General features: G+C 42.7%; 16 protein-coding genes. 13 read left to right on the top strand and 3 right to left on the bottom strand.

Annotated elements, in window-relative coordinates:
- Window positions 1-22: 22 nt before the first annotated feature.
- The gene (locus FIU87_RS19900; protein ID WP_152446193.1) at window positions 23-1,054 is read right to left on the bottom strand and encodes an HD-GYP domain-containing protein; all 1,032 of its coding nucleotides are present in this window, start codon (window positions 1,052-1,054) and stop codon (window positions 23-25) included.
- A 189-nt stretch (window positions 1,055-1,243) separates the two neighbouring features.
- Between FIU87_RS19900 and FIU87_RS19895 the strand changes: the two genes are divergently transcribed.
- The 9 genes from FIU87_RS19895 (at window position 1,244) to FIU87_RS19855 (ending at window position 10,340) form a co-directional block, all read left to right on the top strand.
- Window positions 1,244-2,122, top strand: a complete 879-nt coding sequence (locus tag FIU87_RS19895; RefSeq protein ID WP_152446192.1) for an HAD family hydrolase — start codon at window positions 1,244-1,246, stop codon at window positions 2,120-2,122.
- 324 nt (window positions 2,123-2,446) lie between these two features.
- Window positions 2,447-3,328 carry a carbon-nitrogen hydrolase family protein gene (locus FIU87_RS19890; protein ID WP_152446191.1) on the top strand — a complete coding sequence of 294 codons (882 nt, stop codon included), beginning with the start codon at window positions 2,447-2,449 and terminating at the stop codon, window positions 3,326-3,328.
- Between the two features lie 164 nt (window positions 3,329-3,492).
- Complete coding sequence (locus FIU87_RS19885) at window positions 3,493-3,999, top strand: PTS sugar transporter subunit IIA (RefSeq protein ID WP_152446190.1); 507 nt, start codon at window positions 3,493-3,495, stop codon at window positions 3,997-3,999.
- A gap of 115 nt (window positions 4,000-4,114) precedes the next feature.
- The gene (locus tag FIU87_RS19880) at window positions 4,115-4,939 is read left to right on the top strand and encodes a PRD domain-containing protein (protein ID WP_152446189.1); all 825 of its coding nucleotides are present in this window, start codon (window positions 4,115-4,117) and stop codon (window positions 4,937-4,939) included.
- A gap of 466 nt (window positions 4,940-5,405) precedes the next feature.
- Window positions 5,406-6,818: a sucrose-specific PTS transporter subunit IIBC gene (locus FIU87_RS19875; RefSeq protein WP_152446188.1), complete on the top strand. Its 1,413-nt coding sequence runs from the start codon at window positions 5,406-5,408 to the stop codon at window positions 6,816-6,818.
- Window positions 6,819-6,839: 21 nt separating this feature from the next.
- The gene (locus tag FIU87_RS19870) at window positions 6,840-7,784 is read left to right on the top strand and encodes a carbohydrate kinase family protein (protein WP_152446187.1); all 945 of its coding nucleotides are present in this window, start codon (window positions 6,840-6,842) and stop codon (window positions 7,782-7,784) included.
- A 14-nt stretch (window positions 7,785-7,798) separates the two neighbouring features.
- A complete protein-coding gene (locus FIU87_RS19865; protein WP_152446186.1) occupies window positions 7,799-9,259 on the top strand; it encodes a sucrose-6-phosphate hydrolase in 1,461 nt (486 codons plus the stop codon).
- Window positions 9,260-9,334: 75 nt separating this feature from the next.
- Complete coding sequence (locus tag FIU87_RS19860) at window positions 9,335-9,808, top strand: hypothetical protein (RefSeq protein WP_152446185.1); 474 nt, start codon at window positions 9,335-9,337, stop codon at window positions 9,806-9,808.
- Between the two features lie 118 nt (window positions 9,809-9,926).
- Complete coding sequence (locus FIU87_RS19855) at window positions 9,927-10,340, top strand: hypothetical protein (protein ID WP_253905472.1); 414 nt, start codon at window positions 9,927-9,929, stop codon at window positions 10,338-10,340.
- Between the two features lie 189 nt (window positions 10,341-10,529).
- Here FIU87_RS19855 and FIU87_RS19850 read toward each other — a convergent pair whose 3' ends face one another.
- Window positions 10,530-11,864 carry a short-chain fatty acid transporter gene (locus tag FIU87_RS19850; RefSeq protein ID WP_152446183.1) on the bottom strand — a complete coding sequence of 445 codons (1,335 nt, stop codon included), beginning with the start codon at window positions 11,862-11,864 and terminating at the stop codon, window positions 10,530-10,532.
- A gap of 365 nt (window positions 11,865-12,229) precedes the next feature.
- Window positions 12,230-13,732, bottom strand: a complete 1,503-nt coding sequence (locus tag FIU87_RS19845; RefSeq protein WP_301538644.1) for a glycine betaine uptake BCCT transporter — start codon at window positions 13,730-13,732, stop codon at window positions 12,230-12,232.
- Window positions 13,733-13,896: 164 nt separating this feature from the next.
- On the opposite strand from FIU87_RS19845, the gene ccmA reads away from it, so the two are divergent.
- From ccmA to nfsA, 4 genes are all read left to right on the top strand, one after another.
- Entirely contained in the window at window positions 13,897-14,622 is a 726-nt protein-coding gene (gene ccmA, locus FIU87_RS19840) for a heme ABC exporter ATP-binding protein CcmA (RefSeq protein ID WP_152446182.1), read from the top strand.
- Window positions 14,619-15,638 (top strand): ABC transporter permease, encoded by a 1,020-nt coding sequence (locus tag FIU87_RS19835; RefSeq protein ID WP_152446181.1) that lies wholly within the window; start codon window positions 14,619-14,621, stop codon window positions 15,636-15,638. The genes ccmA and FIU87_RS19835 overlap by 4 nt, the downstream gene beginning before the upstream one ends.
- A 25-nt stretch (window positions 15,639-15,663) precedes the next feature.
- A complete protein-coding gene (locus FIU87_RS19830; protein ID WP_152446180.1) occupies window positions 15,664-16,281 on the top strand; it encodes a TetR/AcrR family transcriptional regulator in 618 nt (205 codons plus the stop codon).
- 66 nt (window positions 16,282-16,347) lie between these two features.
- Window positions 16,348-17,097 (top strand): oxygen-insensitive NADPH nitroreductase, encoded by a 750-nt coding sequence (gene nfsA / locus FIU87_RS19825; protein WP_152446179.1) that lies wholly within the window; start codon window positions 16,348-16,350, stop codon window positions 17,095-17,097.
- The last annotated feature ends 135 nt before the right edge of the window (window positions 17,098-17,232 follow it).

Below are 17,232 nucleotides of genomic sequence, written 5' to 3'. Positions count from 1 at the left end.
GTGTAAACCTTTTCAAAAAAATTTAATTAGCAAAATCAAGAATCTCGAGTTCCTTATGCTTTCGTAGATCAATAAAATGGTCGTCCACTTTAATAATTGGAAGGTGTGGTTCATCTGCATGAATAAAAATAATTTCAGCAAGCTGTCCGTTGTTCAAAATGACCACTTCACGCAGGTGATTAGATAGGATATAGCGAACAAACGGGTAGACGATCGCTGGGTTCAAACGATTAAAACTGGCCTCTTGAATCAGGATTTTCGTGGTGACAAATAAATTCTGCTTCGGTCTATAGCTTCTTTCAGAGGATAGAGCATCATACATATCCGCTACAGAAAGGATTTGTACTAAATACGGAATCTTCGTATGCTTAATGCCAGTAGGATACCCGCTTCCGTCTAGCCGCTCATGGTGAAGGAGCGCCCCTTGTAGAATATGTGGATCAATGGACTTATTTTTTCTAAGTAATTCATACCCATAGGTAGTATGCTTTTGAATTTCTTTCCACTCTTTTTCCGTTAAGCGCCCAGGCTTTTGAATAATTTCTTTATCAATAAGCAGCTTTCCAACGTCATGAAACAAGCCCATTTGACTAAGAAGACGAATGTTATTTTTATCTAGTCCTTGCAACTTACCGATTAGGGAAGAATAAATGCCAACATTTAAGCTGTGCGTATACGTGTAATTGTCATAACACTTCACCTGCTCAATGTACCGTATAAACATGGGATCATCCATTAGCTTATCAATGATGGGGGAGAGCATCTCATGAACATCCTCTAAAGGAGGCAAGCTGTTGTTTTCTAGAGTGGTGAAAATAGACTGAAAGGACTCCACACTTGTTTCATACATCGCTTTAACATGGTGAAAATACTCTTTTGATAAGTGATGAGGCTCGTCCAATAAAAAGTCATGGTCAAAATAATAGTCATGATTTTGTAGATTTGCCACATGATTTTTGTTAAGGACGGTCCCCTTTTTTAATAACAAATTCCCTGAAATCGAATAGATATCGTTTTTCAAGATCTTCCCTATATGATTGGAGGAAATTTTCATAGATTTCTACCTCATCCATTTAATAAATACCTGATTCCTTAGCTTTATTATAAAGGAATATGCCAAGTAGCAACAGGATTAATTTTACTGTTAAGAATTTTTAGATAAATATTCTCTTAGTATAATGTTTGAAATAGGAAGAAAAGTTATTTAGGATAGGAATTATTCTAGAGAGGTAGGTGAATCGAATTGGTAAAATGTATTGCAATCGATATGGACGGAACATTATTAAACCATAATCATGTGGTGAGTGAAGAAAATGCAGATGCCATAAAGCTAGCGCAAAAAAATGGTGTAGAGGTAGTTATTGCCACGGGACGCTCCTATTTGGAGGCGAAGGATGTGCTGCATGAAGCAGGCATTCAAACACCAATCATTTGTGTAAATGGTGCAGAAGCAAGGAATGTACAGGGAGATGTAGTTTCTACAAACACTTTAGAAAATCAACAGGTGAAGCAAATTGCGGAGATTTTGGAAAAGCATGATGTTTATTATGAGCTTTACACGGGATCTGGTACGTATTCCAAGGACTATGATAAAGCCATCGCCACGATTGTAGATATTTTCATGTCGGTAAACCAAAACAACAACTATGAGGAAGTCTTAAAAGCAGCAAAGGAACGAATGGACGAAGGAAATTTGAAGCTTGTGGACAGCTTTGATCAAGTTTTAGAGGACAAAAACACAACGGTATATAAGCTGCTTGCCTTCTCCCTTGATAAAGACAATCGTGAAGCAGCCCGAGCAGAGCTAGAAAATCTTAGCTTCGTTGCAGTGAGTTCTTCTGGTAAAGACAACTTGGAAATTACAAGTATCGATGCTCAAAAAGGAATCGCATTAACACACTTCACAGGTGAAAGAGGAATTTCGATGTCCGATACGATGGCCATTGGGGACAACTACAACGATGTTTCCATGTTTGAACGAGTGGGCCGTGCTGTCGCAATGGGCAATGCCCCAGACGGTGTAAAAGCCACAGCCCATCTAGAAACGGAGACCAACATTAATAGCGGCGTTGCCAAAGCGATTATGGAAGTTCTAGCATCAACAGAGTACCAGGCTACCTGAGTGGAGCTGGTGCTTTTTTTGTTTGCATGGAACCGATTTAGGTGAGGTCTCTACATGAGAGAAGAGGTTTTTGAAGTCTAGAGGGATTCTCTACATCAAAAACGGCGAAAAACATGAGAAATTTGATGTCTAAAGATGCCCTCAACATCAACAACAACAAGAGACATAAATTTTTTCAACATCAAGCAATGCTGTTTTTCCATCATATCCCATAAAAATTACCATTGAGCCCCTCTCTTTCTATCCTTTATAATGGACTAGTTGCACCGAAAAGAATTGATGCATACACCATACATATGACGATAGAAAAGGGGGTCCCGCCGTATGAAGTTTCGTGCTTCGGCTGTGCAATATCCATTGCACACTATTTCCAGCTTTGAGGAGTTTGCTAATTCAGTGATTCATTATGTAAAGACGGCTGCTGAATTTGATGCGAATTTTGTGTTGTTTCCTGAATTTTTTACCACTCAACTTATCTCGTTTCCTGTTGAGGGGAGGACGCAGACCATTCATGATTTGCCAAACTACACCGAATCCTATCGCCAGCTTTTTAGTGGCATAGCTATACAAACGGGAATGCACATTATTGGCGGGACCCATATCATTGAAAAAGAAGGAAAGCTGTACAACGCGGCGCACCTGTTTTATCCAGATGGACGAATAGCGACTCAGGTGAAGCTGCACCTGACACCTACGGAGGTTTATGAGTGGGGACTGACTCCTGGTGAGGACCTGCAAATTTTCCACACGGATTACGGGACCATTTCGCTCTTAACTTGCTATGACATCGAGTTTCCGGAGGTTGTTCGAATGGTAAAGGCGATGGGAGCTGATGTGGTATTCTGTCCATCTTGTACCGATGACCGCCACGGGTTCCATCGCGTGCGCTATTCCTGTCATGCGCGCACCATTGAAAACCAAATTTATGTGGTCACAACCGGAACGATTGGCTCCTTGCCAACGGTTGATTTCATGCGTGGAAACTTCGGGCAGGCTGCGATTATTTCTCCAAATGATGTGCCATTTCCACCAGGAGGACTTGTTGCAGAAGGGGAACTCAACACCGACATGATCATCACTGGTGACCTGGACCTAGCGCTACTTCACAAGGTGCGTGAAAGTGGTTCGGTAACCACATGGAGAGATCGACGCTCTGATTTGTATCCCGATTGGGAGAAGCTTGTGAACGGAATCTCCACATATTAATTGACAAATCGGACTATGTGCCGTACCTTATAAACATAAATTAATACCAACAGGATTGTGACTGGTAATGCAGGCAAGACCTAATACGTGCTTTTTTAGTGAGCATTCGTATTGGGTCTTTTTTCGTTTTTGCACAATTCAGAACCCTTATAGGAGGAGAAACGATGTCATTTTTTAAAAAGCTTTTTGGTAAAGAAGAAGTGAAAACAGAGGAAACCTTGGTCGCACCGATTACCGGTAAAATTGTTCCACTAGAAGAGGTGCCAGACCCGGTTTTTGCTCAAAAAATGATGGGCGACGGCATTGCCATTGAGCCAACAGAAGGAACGGTAGTATCGCCTGTAAAGGGTGAAATCATTCAGTTCTTCCCAACAAAACATGCCATTGGTATTAAATCAGAAACAGGTGTTGAGGTGCTTATTCATGTTGGACTAGAAACAGTCAGCATGAAGGGAGAAGGCTTTGAAGGACTTGTGGAAGTAGGCGACAAGGTGGAGGTTGGCACACCGCTATTAACCTTCGACATTGCCCTTATAAAAGAAAAAGCAAAAAGCATTGTGACGCCAGTAATCCTTACGAACGGAGATGTAATGGAAAGCGTGACAAAGCATGCTGGAGAGTCTGCGGTCAAAGGCGAAACCACACTTATCGACTGGAAGGTTAAGGCGTAAGCACTCCTCATTTCCGCTCTATTTTGCATATGGAGACATGCACAGACTTTGTAACACCGCAAAGTCTCCGTTATAATGTAGGAAAATAGAGCGGTAGAGTTGGGGAGCGACAAAAGTGAAGATAAGTAAAATACTGAACAATAACGCGGTAGTGGTAAAAGACGACGCGCAAGAAAAAATTGTGATGGGACTTGGAGTAGGCTTCCAAAAGCGCAAGAATGACCTTGTGGACCGAGGCAAAATTGAAAAAATCTTTGTCATGAAAGAGGAAAGCGACAAATTTCAAGAGCTCTTGTCGACCCTTCCTGTTGAGCATATTGATGTGGCAGAGGACATTATCAGCTACGCTGAGGGAAAGCTGATGGTACCACTTAGCAACCATATTCATATATCGCTAACAGACCATCTTTCTTTTGCCATCGAACGGTTAGAAAAGGGCTACACCATCCAAAATAAGCTGCTAAACGAAATTAAGGTGCTATATAAGCCGGAGTTCGAAATTGGCTTGTGGGCACAGCAACATATTAAAGACAAGCTAGGCGTTATGATTCCTGATGATGAAGTCGGGCATATTGCGTTGCATCTTCATACCGCTAAAATGGGCAGCAAAAGCATGGAAAATACGATGCAGCTCGCGACCATCATTCGTGAGGCCATTGAGATTATGGAAAAAGACTTTGACATGGAAATAGGCGAGAACTCTGTCAATTATCAGCGACTCCTTACGCATCTCCGTTTTGCCATCAACAGAGTCGAAGAGGGAGAGCCCTTTCATTCCATGGACCCCGACATGCTTCAGCTGTTGCGGGAAAAGTTTGCCGTTTCGTTTCAAACAGCCCAGAAAATTGCGGACTATCTTGAAGAGGAATACAAGATCCATTTTCCGCTATCTGAGGTGGGATATATCAGCCTCCACATCCAGCGCTTAACGGAAAAATAGAGCATATAAAGCTTGTATGAGAGAAAATGTAAACGGATACGGAGCATGTAAACTAAATAACGAGTGCGATAGTTGAGGATTGTGACTGGTCATGCAGGCAAGACCTGAAGTCAGCCGGAAAGAAGGGAGATTCTCCCTTTGCTTTCTGGTGGCTTTAGGTCTTTTTTATTGGGCGGTGCTGGAGTGAAGAAAAGGTGTGCGGATTGCAATGGGAGTGGTGGGGGTATACCGCCTTTGAAAGGAGCAACAAATTGGGGTTTCGCTCTTAAAATAAAAGTTTCGCTCGCAAAATCCACTTTTCGCTCGTAAATCTAAATTTTCGCTCGTAAAATCGATTTTTCGCTCTTAAATCTCAAAAATCGCTCTTAAGACGACAGAAATACCTGTAGGGGGTATGATGTGCACCATCCGCCATCCCCCACTTTCCACACCTAATCAAAAATACTGTCTAGAGAGGTGCCTTAACATGAACTATAAACAAATTGCAGAAGACTTACTCCCGCTTTTAGGCGGAAAAGAAAATGTTATAAGTGCCACACACTGTGCAACTCGGCTGCGTCTTGTGCTTAAAGACGATGAAGTAGCATCCGCAAACAGAGAACAGCTGGAAGAGTTAGACGGAGTGAAAGGAGCGTTTGCAAGCTCGGGTCAGTTTCAGGTTATTTTCGGAACTGGGATTGTCAATAAAGTGTATGCAGAATTTGCTCAAGCTTCCGGGCTGAACGACCAAACTTCCGAACAGGTAGATCACCAAGCGGCAGCAAAAAAGAAATTAAATCCGTTTGCCCGCTTTGCCAGAACGTTATCTAATATTTTCGTGCCTATCATTCCTGCCATTGTCGCAAGTGGACTTTTGATGGGACTCCTTGGCATGGTAACGACCTTTGGCTGGGTAGAAAATGATAGTGCACTTGTTGTGATGCTGAATATGTTTAGTAGTGCTGCATTTATCATCCTTCCGATTTTACTCGGGTTTAGTGCAGCGAAGGAATTCGGCGGCAATTCCTATCTTGGTGCAGTAATTGGGGGCATCATGACCCACCCAGAACTTTTAAATCCGTGGGGTCTGGCGGATGCCAAGCCCGAAACGATGGACTTTTATGGGTTAGACGTGGCGCTATTAGGCTATCAGGGGACGGTTGTTCCTGTTTTGCTCGCTGTTTATGTTATGAGCTTGATAGAAAAAACCATACGTAAAATGGTGCCCGCTGCAATTGATTTGCTTGTCACTCCTTTTGTGACGGTGATTTTGACTGGTTTCATTACGTTGCTTGCGATTGGTCCTTTAGGAAATGGGATAGGATCTGGCATTACCGTTGTGCTAAATTTTATTTATGAAAATGGAAGTGTGCTTGCTGGGTTGATTTTTGGAGGCTTGTATTCACTCATTGTGATTACTGGGGTCCATCATAGCTTTCATGCCATTGAAGCAGGGCTGCTTGCCGATTTAGGGATTAATTATTTGCTTCCAATCTGGTCGATGGCTAATGTGGCTCAAGGCGGAGCTGGTCTTGCGGTTTATTTTTTAGCGAAACGTGCGAAGACAAAGGAAATTGCACTTCCGGCTGCCTTGTCAGCCTTCCTTGGAATAACAGAGCCAGTGATTTTCGGTGTAAACTTAAGATATCGTAAGCCATTTATCGGAGCGGCCATCGGCGGAGCGCTTGGCGGGGCATACGTTGTTTTAACAAATGTCGTAGCCAATGCTTACGGGTTAACAGGTATTCCGATGATTGCGATCCTCGTTGAATTTGGAACCATGAATATTGTGAATTATTTAATCGGATTTGCCATTGCGGTTATCTCAGCATTTGTGGCGACGTGGCTGCTAGGTATTAGCGAAGAAAAACCGGCAGAACGCTCGGATGCTAGCAAATAAAAAGCAAGGGGGAGTTTTCACATGAAAAGAGGCATTATTTCATTAGGAGAAGCACTAATCGATTTTATTCCGTTAGATCAAGAGAATGTAACCTATCAAAAAAGTCCTGGAGGCGCACCGGCAAATGTAGCAGTTGGCGTGGCCAGGCTTGACCTACCATCGACCTTTATTGGAAAAGTGGGAGACGATGTGCTTGGTAGGTTTCTTGCTACAACCCTAGAGAGTTATGGTGTGAATACAGATTCTCTCATTCTAACAAAGGATACCCGCACCGGTGTGGTATTTGTCACACTAGAGGATGGAGAGCGTAGCTTTGATTTTTATATAGATCCTAGTGCAGACAGATTCCTAGAGGAAAAAGACATTAGGCCAGAACTTATTGAGCAGCACCGAATTCTTCATTTTGGCTCCATTTCCCTTATAAGCGAGCCAGCTAGAAGTGCAACGAAAAAGGCCGTAGCACTTGCGAAAGAAAAAGGAGTCCTCGTCTCCTATGACCCGAACCTTCGCCTTGGGCTTTGGGAAACGGAAGAGGCTGCCCGTACGCAAATCATCTCCATGCTACCTTACGCAGATGTGCTAAAGCTATCAGAGGAAGAGCTTGCTTTTATTACTGGAGAAGAAGAGATTTCTAGTGGTGTAGAGGCGCTCGCTAAATATGATATTTCTTTAATTTTTGTGACCTTAGGAGCAGAAGGAAGCTATGTGTTTACTAAAGAGGGTAACGAGCATGTTCCTGCCCGCAAAGTAAAGGCTGTGGACACTACAGGTGCAGGGGATGCCTTTGTGTCTGCGATGTTGTATATGGTACATGAATATGAAAAAAACCTTTCGGACATCACGGTGACAGATGCTGTTCAGATGGCTAGATTTGCTAGTGTTTCCGGCTCCCTTGCTGCTTCAGAAAAAGGAGCCATGACGGCATTGCCAACGCTAGAGCAAGTTCAATCCATTCTGGAAAGATAAAGGAGTTTTCCAACATGACAGAAAAAGAACAGGAACTTATACGGCAAGCAGAGGAGCAAGTGAAAAGCCATCAAACAATAGTGGAAAGTGATCCTTACCGATTGCACTTTCACTTAATGCCACCTGTTGGCTTGTTAAATGATCCAAATGGTTTCATTCAGTGGAATGGAAGCTATCATCTGTTTTATCAATGGATGCCGTTTAAGACAGGGCATGGCGCAAAGTTTTGGGGACATTATTCCTCAGAGGATTTGGCAACCTGGAAGCATGAACCGATTGCGCTTGCACCAAGTGAAGCGTATGAGAAAAATGGCTGCTATTCCGGGAGCGCTGTGGAACATAACGGGCAAATGGTTCTTTTTTATACAGGAAATGTGAAGGATGCCAAAGGGAACCGCGAAACGTATCAGTGTATGGCGGTGTCAAACGACGGAAACACCTTTCAGAAGCTTGGACCAGTTGTGGAGCTTCCTCGTGATTATACCGCTCATTTTCGTGATCCAAAGGTGTGGAAGCGTGATGATTATTGGTACATGGTTGTGGGAGCACAAAGCAAGGAGCGAAAAGGACAGGTAGCCTTGCTTGTATCCACTGATTTAACAAAGTGGGAGCATGTAGGGCCAATCGCTGGTTCGAACCTGAATGGTCTTGGTGACTTTGGCTATATGTGGGAGTGTCCGGATATGTTTTCTCTAGGTGGGGTGGATGTTTTGGTGGTATCGCCGCAAGGTCTTTCTAAAGAGGGCTGGAAGTACCAAAATGTCTACCAGGCTGGTTATTTTATCGGAAGCTTAGATTATGAGGATGTTCGTTTTACCCATGGCGAGTTTGTAGAGCTTGATCGGGGCTTTGAATTTTATGCCCCACAAACAACAGTGGATACGAATGGACGCAGATTGATGGTTGGCTGGATGGGGGTGCCGGAGCAACATGAGGACAAGCATCCGACCATAAGGCACCATTGGATTCATGCCTTAACGCTTCCTCGTGAGCTAACCTTTCAAAACGGACGCCTTCTACAAAATCCAGTTGCAGAGTTAGAGCATCTCCGAAAAGGGGAAGCGACGGTGCATAGAAACATTGCTCTATCACCTAACCAACTGGAGCTAAGCGGGGTACATGGCGAAGTGCTAGAGATGGAGCTGGAATTTGCTCCGAGCTTAGACTGGTTTTTGCTAAGCATCTCTGATACGGCAAAAGTTACGTATAGTAAAGAGGAAGAAATGATACATCTTCACAGGCTAAGTTTTGTTGATGGAAGCTGGGAAAAACGAAGCTGTGCCCTTTCGTCCTTATCCTCCATGAGAATTTTTAAGGACACATCCTCTCTCGAACTGTTTATCAATCAAGGGGAAGAAGTATTTACCGCCAGAATCTTTCCTCCTTTAACGTCCAAACAGAGCATTGTTTTTTCAGGCGGTGGAGAAATCGTAAATCTCAAAAAATGGGAGCTTGCATACGCAATAAAAGAATGAATATCGGGCATTGGGGGACGCTAAAAAGAAGCTATCATTGGCTTCTTTTTTTGGTTTTATAAGGAGGATTTTGCTGTGGCGCTGGTCATCTATCTCATTCTTACTTGGTTATTTGGAGCAATTTTTTTGTTTCAACGAAAAAAACTAATTTTCATTGAAAACTTGTTATTATTCCTATTTTTCTTGTTTGTAAATAAGACCGTGTTAACGCTAATCAGCTTGAACCTAGGTCTAATCTTCTATAATAAGGAGCCTGCCTTGTTTCTATGCTTTTGGCTACATAGAAATATTCTAGCTCCAATTCTTCTGATGATCTTTGCAAATGCTGCCTTTCAAAATAAAATAGGGCGCGTGATGGTGTATGGATTGATAACCATGCTTGTAAGACTTTCCTTAGAAGCATTGGGAATACAGCTAAATATCATTCAGTTTCACATGTGGTCATACACCATGACATCAATTGTTTCTATTGTTTATATTTCAGGGACCCTTTTTTTAGTAAGGGCATACCGGCATTTATTAATAAAAGACGAAATGGTGAGGGGATAGTATGGCACCTAACCCAACAATTAATTATGATTTTTACTTTAATTCCAATGAGTTGTTTATTCTGCTATCTCTTATAGGAGGATACGCCCTTATCTATTTTTTACCGAAAAGATTTCCCTTGTCACTAACGTTGTTATTTTTAGTAATTGGCATTAATAGTGGCATCATTTTTGACCATACCATTAGTATTCCACCGTTTGATTTTTATGATGTGAATGATAGCACCTACTTTGAATTGTTTGATTTTATTTCCTATCTTCAATATGGCCCCTATGGCTATCTATTCTTTTATTTTCACAGCCTTCTTAAGGTAAAAGGCTACTATAATTTACTGTATATTATCGTGTGGTCGCTCATTGCGATGCTAACAGAGGGGCTTGCTGCGTATTTTGGGGTATTTCACTATAAAAAGGGCTACATTTTCATGTATTCGTTTCCGTTCTATTTTTATGTGCAAAGCATCACGCTGGCACTTTATATGTTTATTATGAAAAAATCGTTTATTCCAGCAAAATACCCTCCACACCAGTAGGAGGGAGGGGAGTAGACCGCTGTAGATTTCCGCAAAATGGCTCCGCGTTCGCGGAGCGATTTGTAAGCCTCCTCGGCTCAAAAAGCCTGCGGGGTCTCCAGTCAATCGCTTCTTTCCCGCTGGAATCTACATCTACGGCTGGATGTTACTTTATCATCAACAAGCCTATTTAAATCCAAATACAAAAAATTATAAAAGCAAGAATGCGAGCGAAATGATGGCACCGCTCACAAAGAGAACAATAACACAAAAGCCCATGATGTCTTTGGCTTTTAGGCCGGCAATCGCCAACGCTGGTAATGCCCAGAATGGCTGAATCATGTTCGTCCACGCATCACCCCAAGATACAGCGAGGGCTGTTTTGGCAAAAGAAACATCCATCGTCTGAGCGGCATCTAGCATAACTGGTGCCTGTACTGCCCATTGCCCGCCACCAGAAGGCACGAAGAAGTTTACCACTCCAGCACTTAAAAAGGCAAAGAAATGGAAGGTATGCTCATTGGAAATGCTAACGAACGCTTTAGACATCACCGCTGCCAGCCCAGCATCTCCAGACCCCGTCATCATTCCCATAATTCCAGCATAAAACGGAAATTGAATAATAATTCCACTTGATCCCTTCACAGCGTTCACCACAGCGTCAAGGAAGTTTTTCGGACGCCAGTGGAACAAGATACCTAGGAACAAGAATAAAAAATTGACGATATTTAAGTTCAGCTTAAAACCGTTACTTGTAAAGTAATAGAATAAGAAAATTAGACCCATACCAGACACAATAACAGAAAGCACCCAGCTATTCTCTAATCGTTCTGCCGGTGTCATCTCGGCACGATCCAAGGCTGCTGCCTGCATGGTGGAAGAATCCTCAAGTAGTGCAGGATCGACCGTAAAAGTCTCGTCCTTTGCAGGCATTAAAAAACGATTTAGGACAGGTAAGGTAATAAAAAGCGCACCGAGAATAATTAGGTTAAAAGAGGAAAAAATGGTTTGATCCGTCGAGATTACACCAATAACCCCTTCAGAAAAGTGACCCTCTGTTGCAATGGTTAGCGGGATGGATCCTGAGAAACCACCATGCCATACGAGGAAGCCACTGTATGCGCTTGCAATTAATAGCCGATAATCTACATTATCTACACGTTTTGCTAATTCTTTTGCAAAAAGCGCGCCGATAACAAGGCCAAAGCCCCAGTTAATCCAGCTTGCAATAATGGACACTACGGTAACAATGATGATCGCAGAGCCAGGTGATTTAGCGGTAGACGCTAACGAGCCTAGAAACCTTTTAAAAATCGGGCTGCTTGCTAGTACATGCCCTGTGACTAGAACGAGCACCATTTGCATCGAGAATTCCAGCAATCCCCAAAAGCCACCACCCCAAAACTGAACCATCTCTTTTGGTCCGCTTTCGGTAAAAATAAGGCCAAGCCCAAACACCACAAGCGTTAAAATGATGACAAAAAGAAACGGATCAGGCAAATAACGCTGCATGATGCGATTAAAAAATGAAATAATAGCTTTCACATAAACGCCCCCCTAAGTCAGAATTTTGTCGAAATAACCCCATCCCCTTATAGACTTCGATACTACCATGTTTTTTCCTGCTATTCAGAGAAGCGTTCATCGGTGGCAAAAATGGAATTATATGTTCATAGAAGGCTGTTTTCGCATACTTTGTTGCTACTGCGGATTGTTAAGACACCCGTAATCAACGTTGCTGTCGTGCTCTTTTCGTGGAGGTAGTTTTAAACATGTCGCAATTTATCTTCGCAGAAAGATTGGAAAAAGTCTTAAAAGCCAACTTTTTCTTAGGTTTTAGCAACAATCTTTAAGAAAAGAGCGTCATAAAAAAACCGACCGGATTCCTAACTCCCGGTCGGTTTAAGCTGTTACATTTTCTTTTTTCGTTGTAGCCCTGGCTCTCGCCGCACAGAGCGAATCATGGAATAGCAAATAAGGAGTAAGATCAACGTAAATGGCAGGGCGGACACAAGGGAAGCGGTTTGTAACCCCTCCAACCCACTAGCCATTAGAAGGACCGCGGCAATCGCAGCCATTAATGTACCCCAGATAATACGTAAGCCAAGTGGTGGAGTAAGTCTGCCGCCAGATGTCATCGTTCCTAGAATGTAGGTGGCCGAATCGGCTGAAGTAATCAAAAAGGTGAAAATTAATAGGATCGACACAATCGATAATAAAAAGCTAAATGGAAGCTCGGCAAAGGTAGCAAATAGGGCAGAGGTGATATCATCATTTACTGCCTGTGCAATCTCCGTTCCGCCAAACAAATCAAAATGAATGGCTGTGCCACCAAACACAGCAATCCAGAGCAGAGCAATCACGGGAGGAACAATGAGTACGCCAAACACAAACTCCCGAATTGTCCGGCCTCTTGAAACTCTCGCAATGAACGCACCAACAAACGGCGACCAGGCAATGGCCCATGCCCAATAGAAAATTGTCCAATCTCGCACCCACGTCCCTCCTTGATAGGGAGTGAGGCGCAAGCTAGTATTAATAAAATTGGAAATATAGTCTCCAATTCCAAGTGTAAAAGTATTTAAAATAAAGACCGTTGGACCAGCAAAAAACACAAATACCATCAGCAACAGTGCCAGTGCTAAATTCAAATTACTTAAATACTTGATTCCACGCTCGATTCCTGTTGTGGTTGATGCCAAATACAAAACAAGTAAAACAGCAATGATAATCAGCTGAACGACCGCGTTATTCGGTATATCAAAAACCACATGGAGCCCACCATTTATCTGGAGAATTCCAAGCCCAAGGGAGGTTGCTACCCCCATCACCGTGGCGATAACAGCAAGAATATCAATAGGCTTACGTATGTACGCGTGCTTTTTTTCTCCAAGTATTGGCTTTAGCGTAGTGGAAATTAAGCCATCCTCATTTTTTCGGAACTGAAAATAGCCAATTGCCAGTCCAACGATCGTAAAGACCGACCACTGACTAACTCCCCAATGAAAAAAGGAATATTGCATCGATAATCTTGCAGCGCTCTCTCCCAAAGCGTCTACAGTTTCACTTGGCGGAGTATAAAAATGACTCATTGGCTCTGCAATTCCCCAAAACACAAGCCCCACACCAAACCCGGCGCTAAAGAGCATCCCTATCCATGTGAAGAAAGGAAATTCCGGACGATCGTCATCCCTTCCTAAACGAATCTTTCCGTACTTCGTCAAAGCGATCCCAATACAAAAAATCACAAAAAGCAGGACGGATAATAAATAAAACCAACCAAAAGCGTATGTAGTAAAATCAAATAACTTTGTTGCCGTTGCACCGAAAGCTTTAGGAGCAACCGCCCCAATGACCACTAACATTGCCACAACAATGGCTGAAAACCAAAATACAATATCAAGTTTCCTCAACGTCTTTTCTCCCCTATCTCTCTATGAATTCAGCTGTTGTTATATCATTCCCTATCTCTAAACATTTACACTTTTACAAAAATGCCATTGACAAAGAGCCTGCTCTACCATTACGATAAGAAAAAAGTGAGTAATCACTCACTAAATGAAAAAGGAGGCTTCACATGACAGATTCCATCATTTCGGTTCAAAACCTCAGCATCTCTTTTGGTAAAACCAACGTGCTCCAAGATATTGATTTAACGGTTAAGAAAGGGGAGGTTTTTGGTCTATTAGGACCATCAGGGGCCGGTAAAACAACACTAGTAAAAGCAATAGCAGGACTTCAATCCATAAACAGTGGGGATGTGAAGGTAAATGACGTGAAGATGCCCAGCCTAAAGCTTACCGAAAATATTGGCTACATGGCTCAATCAGATGCACTTTACCTGGACTTGACCGCACATGAAAATCTAGCATTTTTTGCAACCTTGTACAACGTAACCGGAAAACGGCAAAAAGAGAGAATCGAGGAAGTAATGAACCTTGTAAATCTCTCAGAGCATCTCGAGAAACCAGTCCAAAAATACTCCGGTGGCATGAAGAGAAGACTGTCGCTCGCCATTGCTCTCTTGCATCAGCCGGAAATCCTCATTTTAGATGAGCCAACTGTCGGCATAGATCCTCTCCTCAGGCAGTCGATTTGGAAAGAGTTGAAGAGTTTGAGTGAACGAGGAACGACCGTAATAATTACCACACATGTCATGGATGAAGCCCAAAAATGTGACCGACTTGCTATGCTGCGAGACGGCAGGATTCTTGCAGTTGGCAGAGAGCAGGAGCTTATGAATAAAACGGGGGCATCCTCTATGGAAGAAGCCTTCTTAGTTTATGGAGGTGCTACCATATGAGAATACTAGCAGTAATGAAACGAATCCTACGGCAATTTTTTAGAGATAAACGAACATTAGGACTAATGATTGTCGCACCAATGTTAATACTAACTCTGTTACATGTCGTGTTGGGGGAAAGTGAACTAGAGCTGCATATAGGACTTACGGAGGAAAGTAAATTTTTGCAGGATAAGCTGGAGGCACAAGAGATTCAAACGACTATCCTTAAAGACGAGAAAGAAGGAAAGGAATTGGTGGAGGAAGGAACACTTGATGCTTACTATCAACCTGACAAGCTAGTGTTAGAAGGAAGCGACCCTGCCATTAACCGAGCAGTACTGCAGTTGCTAGAGCGAATCCAATCGATGCCTGCTCAAGAAAAAGAAGTGATGGCCAATATGGAAGTGGAATACGCATATGGATCGGATTCTATGGAAATGTTTGATAATACAGGTCCGTTTTTGATCGCCTTCTTTGTGTTCTTTTTTGTCTTTTTAATTGCAGGCGTTTCCTTTCTTCGAGAGCGAACAACAGGTACATTGGAGCGATTAATGGCCACCCCAATCAAGCGCTGGGAGCTAGTCCTAGGTTATATTGGAGGCTTTGGGATCTTCACCCTATTACAGTCAAGCATCATTGTCCTTTATGCGATTTACATCTTGGATATTCAAATGGCTGGCACCTTTGGGGCGGTCCTTGTTGTGACATTTACGGTCGCCATTACAGCTTTGTCCCTTGGGACGTTACTTTCTGCTTTTGCGCGGAATGAGCTGCAAATGATTCAATTTATCCCGCTTATTGTTGTTCCACAAGTGTTCTTTTCGGGATTGTTTTCCATGGATGGCATGCCACAATGGCTTCAAAAGCTTAGCCTCGGAATGCCTTTGACCTATGCAGGTGCAGCAATGAAGGATATTATGATAAGAGGAAAAGGAATACAGGATGTCTATGGCAGCTTACTATTGCTTGCAGCCTTTTCCCTATTATTTATCCTATTAAATATTAGAGCGTTAAAAAAATATCGCCCAACTTAAGTCATGAAACAGGAAAGGAGTTTGTATGACAGAGAAAGTGGAAAAGAAATTAAGCGAAAAACACCAAAAAATTCTAGAAGCAGCCATTGAAATGTTTGCTGAGAAAGGCTACGCTAACACCTCGACAAATGAAATCGCCAAAAGAGCAGGGGTGGCAGAAGGAACCATTTTTCGCCATTACAAAACGAAAAAAGATCTCCTTCTATCGATCGTGACGCCAACCATCGTGAAGTTTATTGCTCCTCATTTTGCAAAAGCTTTTTCAAAAGAGGTATTCGAGAGAGAGTATCAGAGCTATGAGGACTTTCTACGGAAATTTGCCTATAACCGCTATGAATTTTTAAAGCAACATTACTCGATTTTAAAAATTTTCATTCAGGAAGTGGCTTTTCATGAAGAGTTTCAGAAGCCCTTTATGGAGTTATTCCAAAAAGAAATACTTCCTCATTTTATCAGGGTCATCACGCATTTCCAGAAAAAAGGGGAACTAAAAGAATTACCGCCAGAAACGATCATCCGTTTTACTGTCACCACGATCGCTGGAACGATTCTCACCAAGCGCTTTCTTTCAAAGGACCTCGACTTTGATAGGGAACTAAACGAGGCGATCACCTTCCTAATGGCTGGATTGAAACCAGCCTAAGCTTTAAAGTGGCATAGTAGCCTCCTTGATGTGTAAAATGAAGAAAAACTAAAGGGAGGGCAACAAATGAACACAACGATTGAGACGCTTCTATCCCACCGTTCTATCCGAAAATTTCAGGATAAGGCGCTAACAGAAGAACAAATCAAAACAATCGTGGAATGTGCCCAAGCGGCTTCGACCTCCAGCTTTATTCAGGCATACTCCATCATTGGTATAAAAAATATCGAAACAAAAAAGAAGCTGGCAGAGCTTGCCGGTAACCAGCCCTATGTTGCTGAAAATGGTCATTTCTTCGTGTTTTGTGCTGACCTGCACCGTCACACCCTAATTGGTGATCTGGAAAACAAAGATGTGACAGAATCGGTGGAAAGTACAGAAAAGTTTATGGTGGCCGTCATTGATGCAGCCCTTGCGGCTCAAAATGCGACAGTTGCCGCAGAGTCCCTTGGGTTAGGCATCTGCTATATAGGCGGCCTGCGTACGAATATTAAAGAGGTCACAGAATTGCTGCATCTTCCTGCAAACACCATTCCGCTTTTTGGTCTTGCAGTAGGTTATCCCGCCCAGGATACTGCGATAAAACCACGACTTCCTTATCAGCACATTTATCATGAAGAGAGCTATCAAGCTGACGAAACCACCTATAAAAAGCAACTAGAGGAATACAACCAAACAATCTCTGCCTATTACCATGAACGCACACAAGGAAAACGAGCAGACACATGGTCAAGCCAAATGGCCCACATGCTAAGTCAGCCGAAAAGAATGAACATGAAAGATTTCATCCACCGCCAAGGGTTTGCAAAGAAGTAGACCCCTGGAAGAAATCTAGGCAAAAAGAAGGACAGTCCATCACGGGCTGTCCTTTTTCATGCTTTTGTAGGAGAGTCAATTGTTTCCTTTGTCCCTTTAAAGCACTACGAATGACTAGTATTGTTCAAGGTATGG

It is taken from the genome of Bacillus sp. THAF10 (assembly GCF_009363695.1).
Taxonomy (GTDB): Bacteria; Bacillota; Bacilli; order Bacillales; family Bacillaceae_I; genus Sutcliffiella_A.
Note: the sequence above shows the minus strand (reverse complement) of the source record. Positions and strands in the feature narration are given on the sequence as shown.

Coding starts and splice junctions, on each gene's coding strand:
- FIU87_RS19865 (WP_152446186.1), top strand. CDS start 7,799: ATGACAGAAAAAGAACAGGAACTTATACGGCAAGCAGAGGAGCAAGTG.
- FIU87_RS19885 (WP_152446190.1), top strand. CDS start 3,493: ATGTCATTTTTTAAAAAGCTTTTTGGTAAAGAAGAAGTGAAAACAGAG.
- nfsA (WP_152446179.1), top strand. CDS start 16,348: ATGAACACAACGATTGAGACGCTTCTATCCCACCGTTCTATCCGAAAA.
- FIU87_RS19900 (WP_152446193.1), bottom strand. CDS start 1,054: ATGAAAATTTCCTCCAATCATATAGGGAAGATCTTGAAAAACGATATC.
- FIU87_RS19870 (WP_152446187.1), top strand. CDS start 6,840: ATGAAAAGAGGCATTATTTCATTAGGAGAAGCACTAATCGATTTTATT.
- FIU87_RS19830 (WP_152446180.1), top strand. CDS start 15,664: ATGACAGAGAAAGTGGAAAAGAAATTAAGCGAAAAACACCAAAAAATT.
- FIU87_RS19890 (WP_152446191.1), top strand. CDS start 2,447: ATGAAGTTTCGTGCTTCGGCTGTGCAATATCCATTGCACACTATTTCC.
- FIU87_RS19875 (WP_152446188.1), top strand. CDS start 5,406: ATGAACTATAAACAAATTGCAGAAGACTTACTCCCGCTTTTAGGCGGA.
- ccmA (WP_152446182.1), top strand. CDS start 13,897: ATGACAGATTCCATCATTTCGGTTCAAAACCTCAGCATCTCTTTTGGT.
- FIU87_RS19835 (WP_152446181.1), top strand. CDS start 14,619: ATGAGAATACTAGCAGTAATGAAACGAATCCTACGGCAATTTTTTAGA.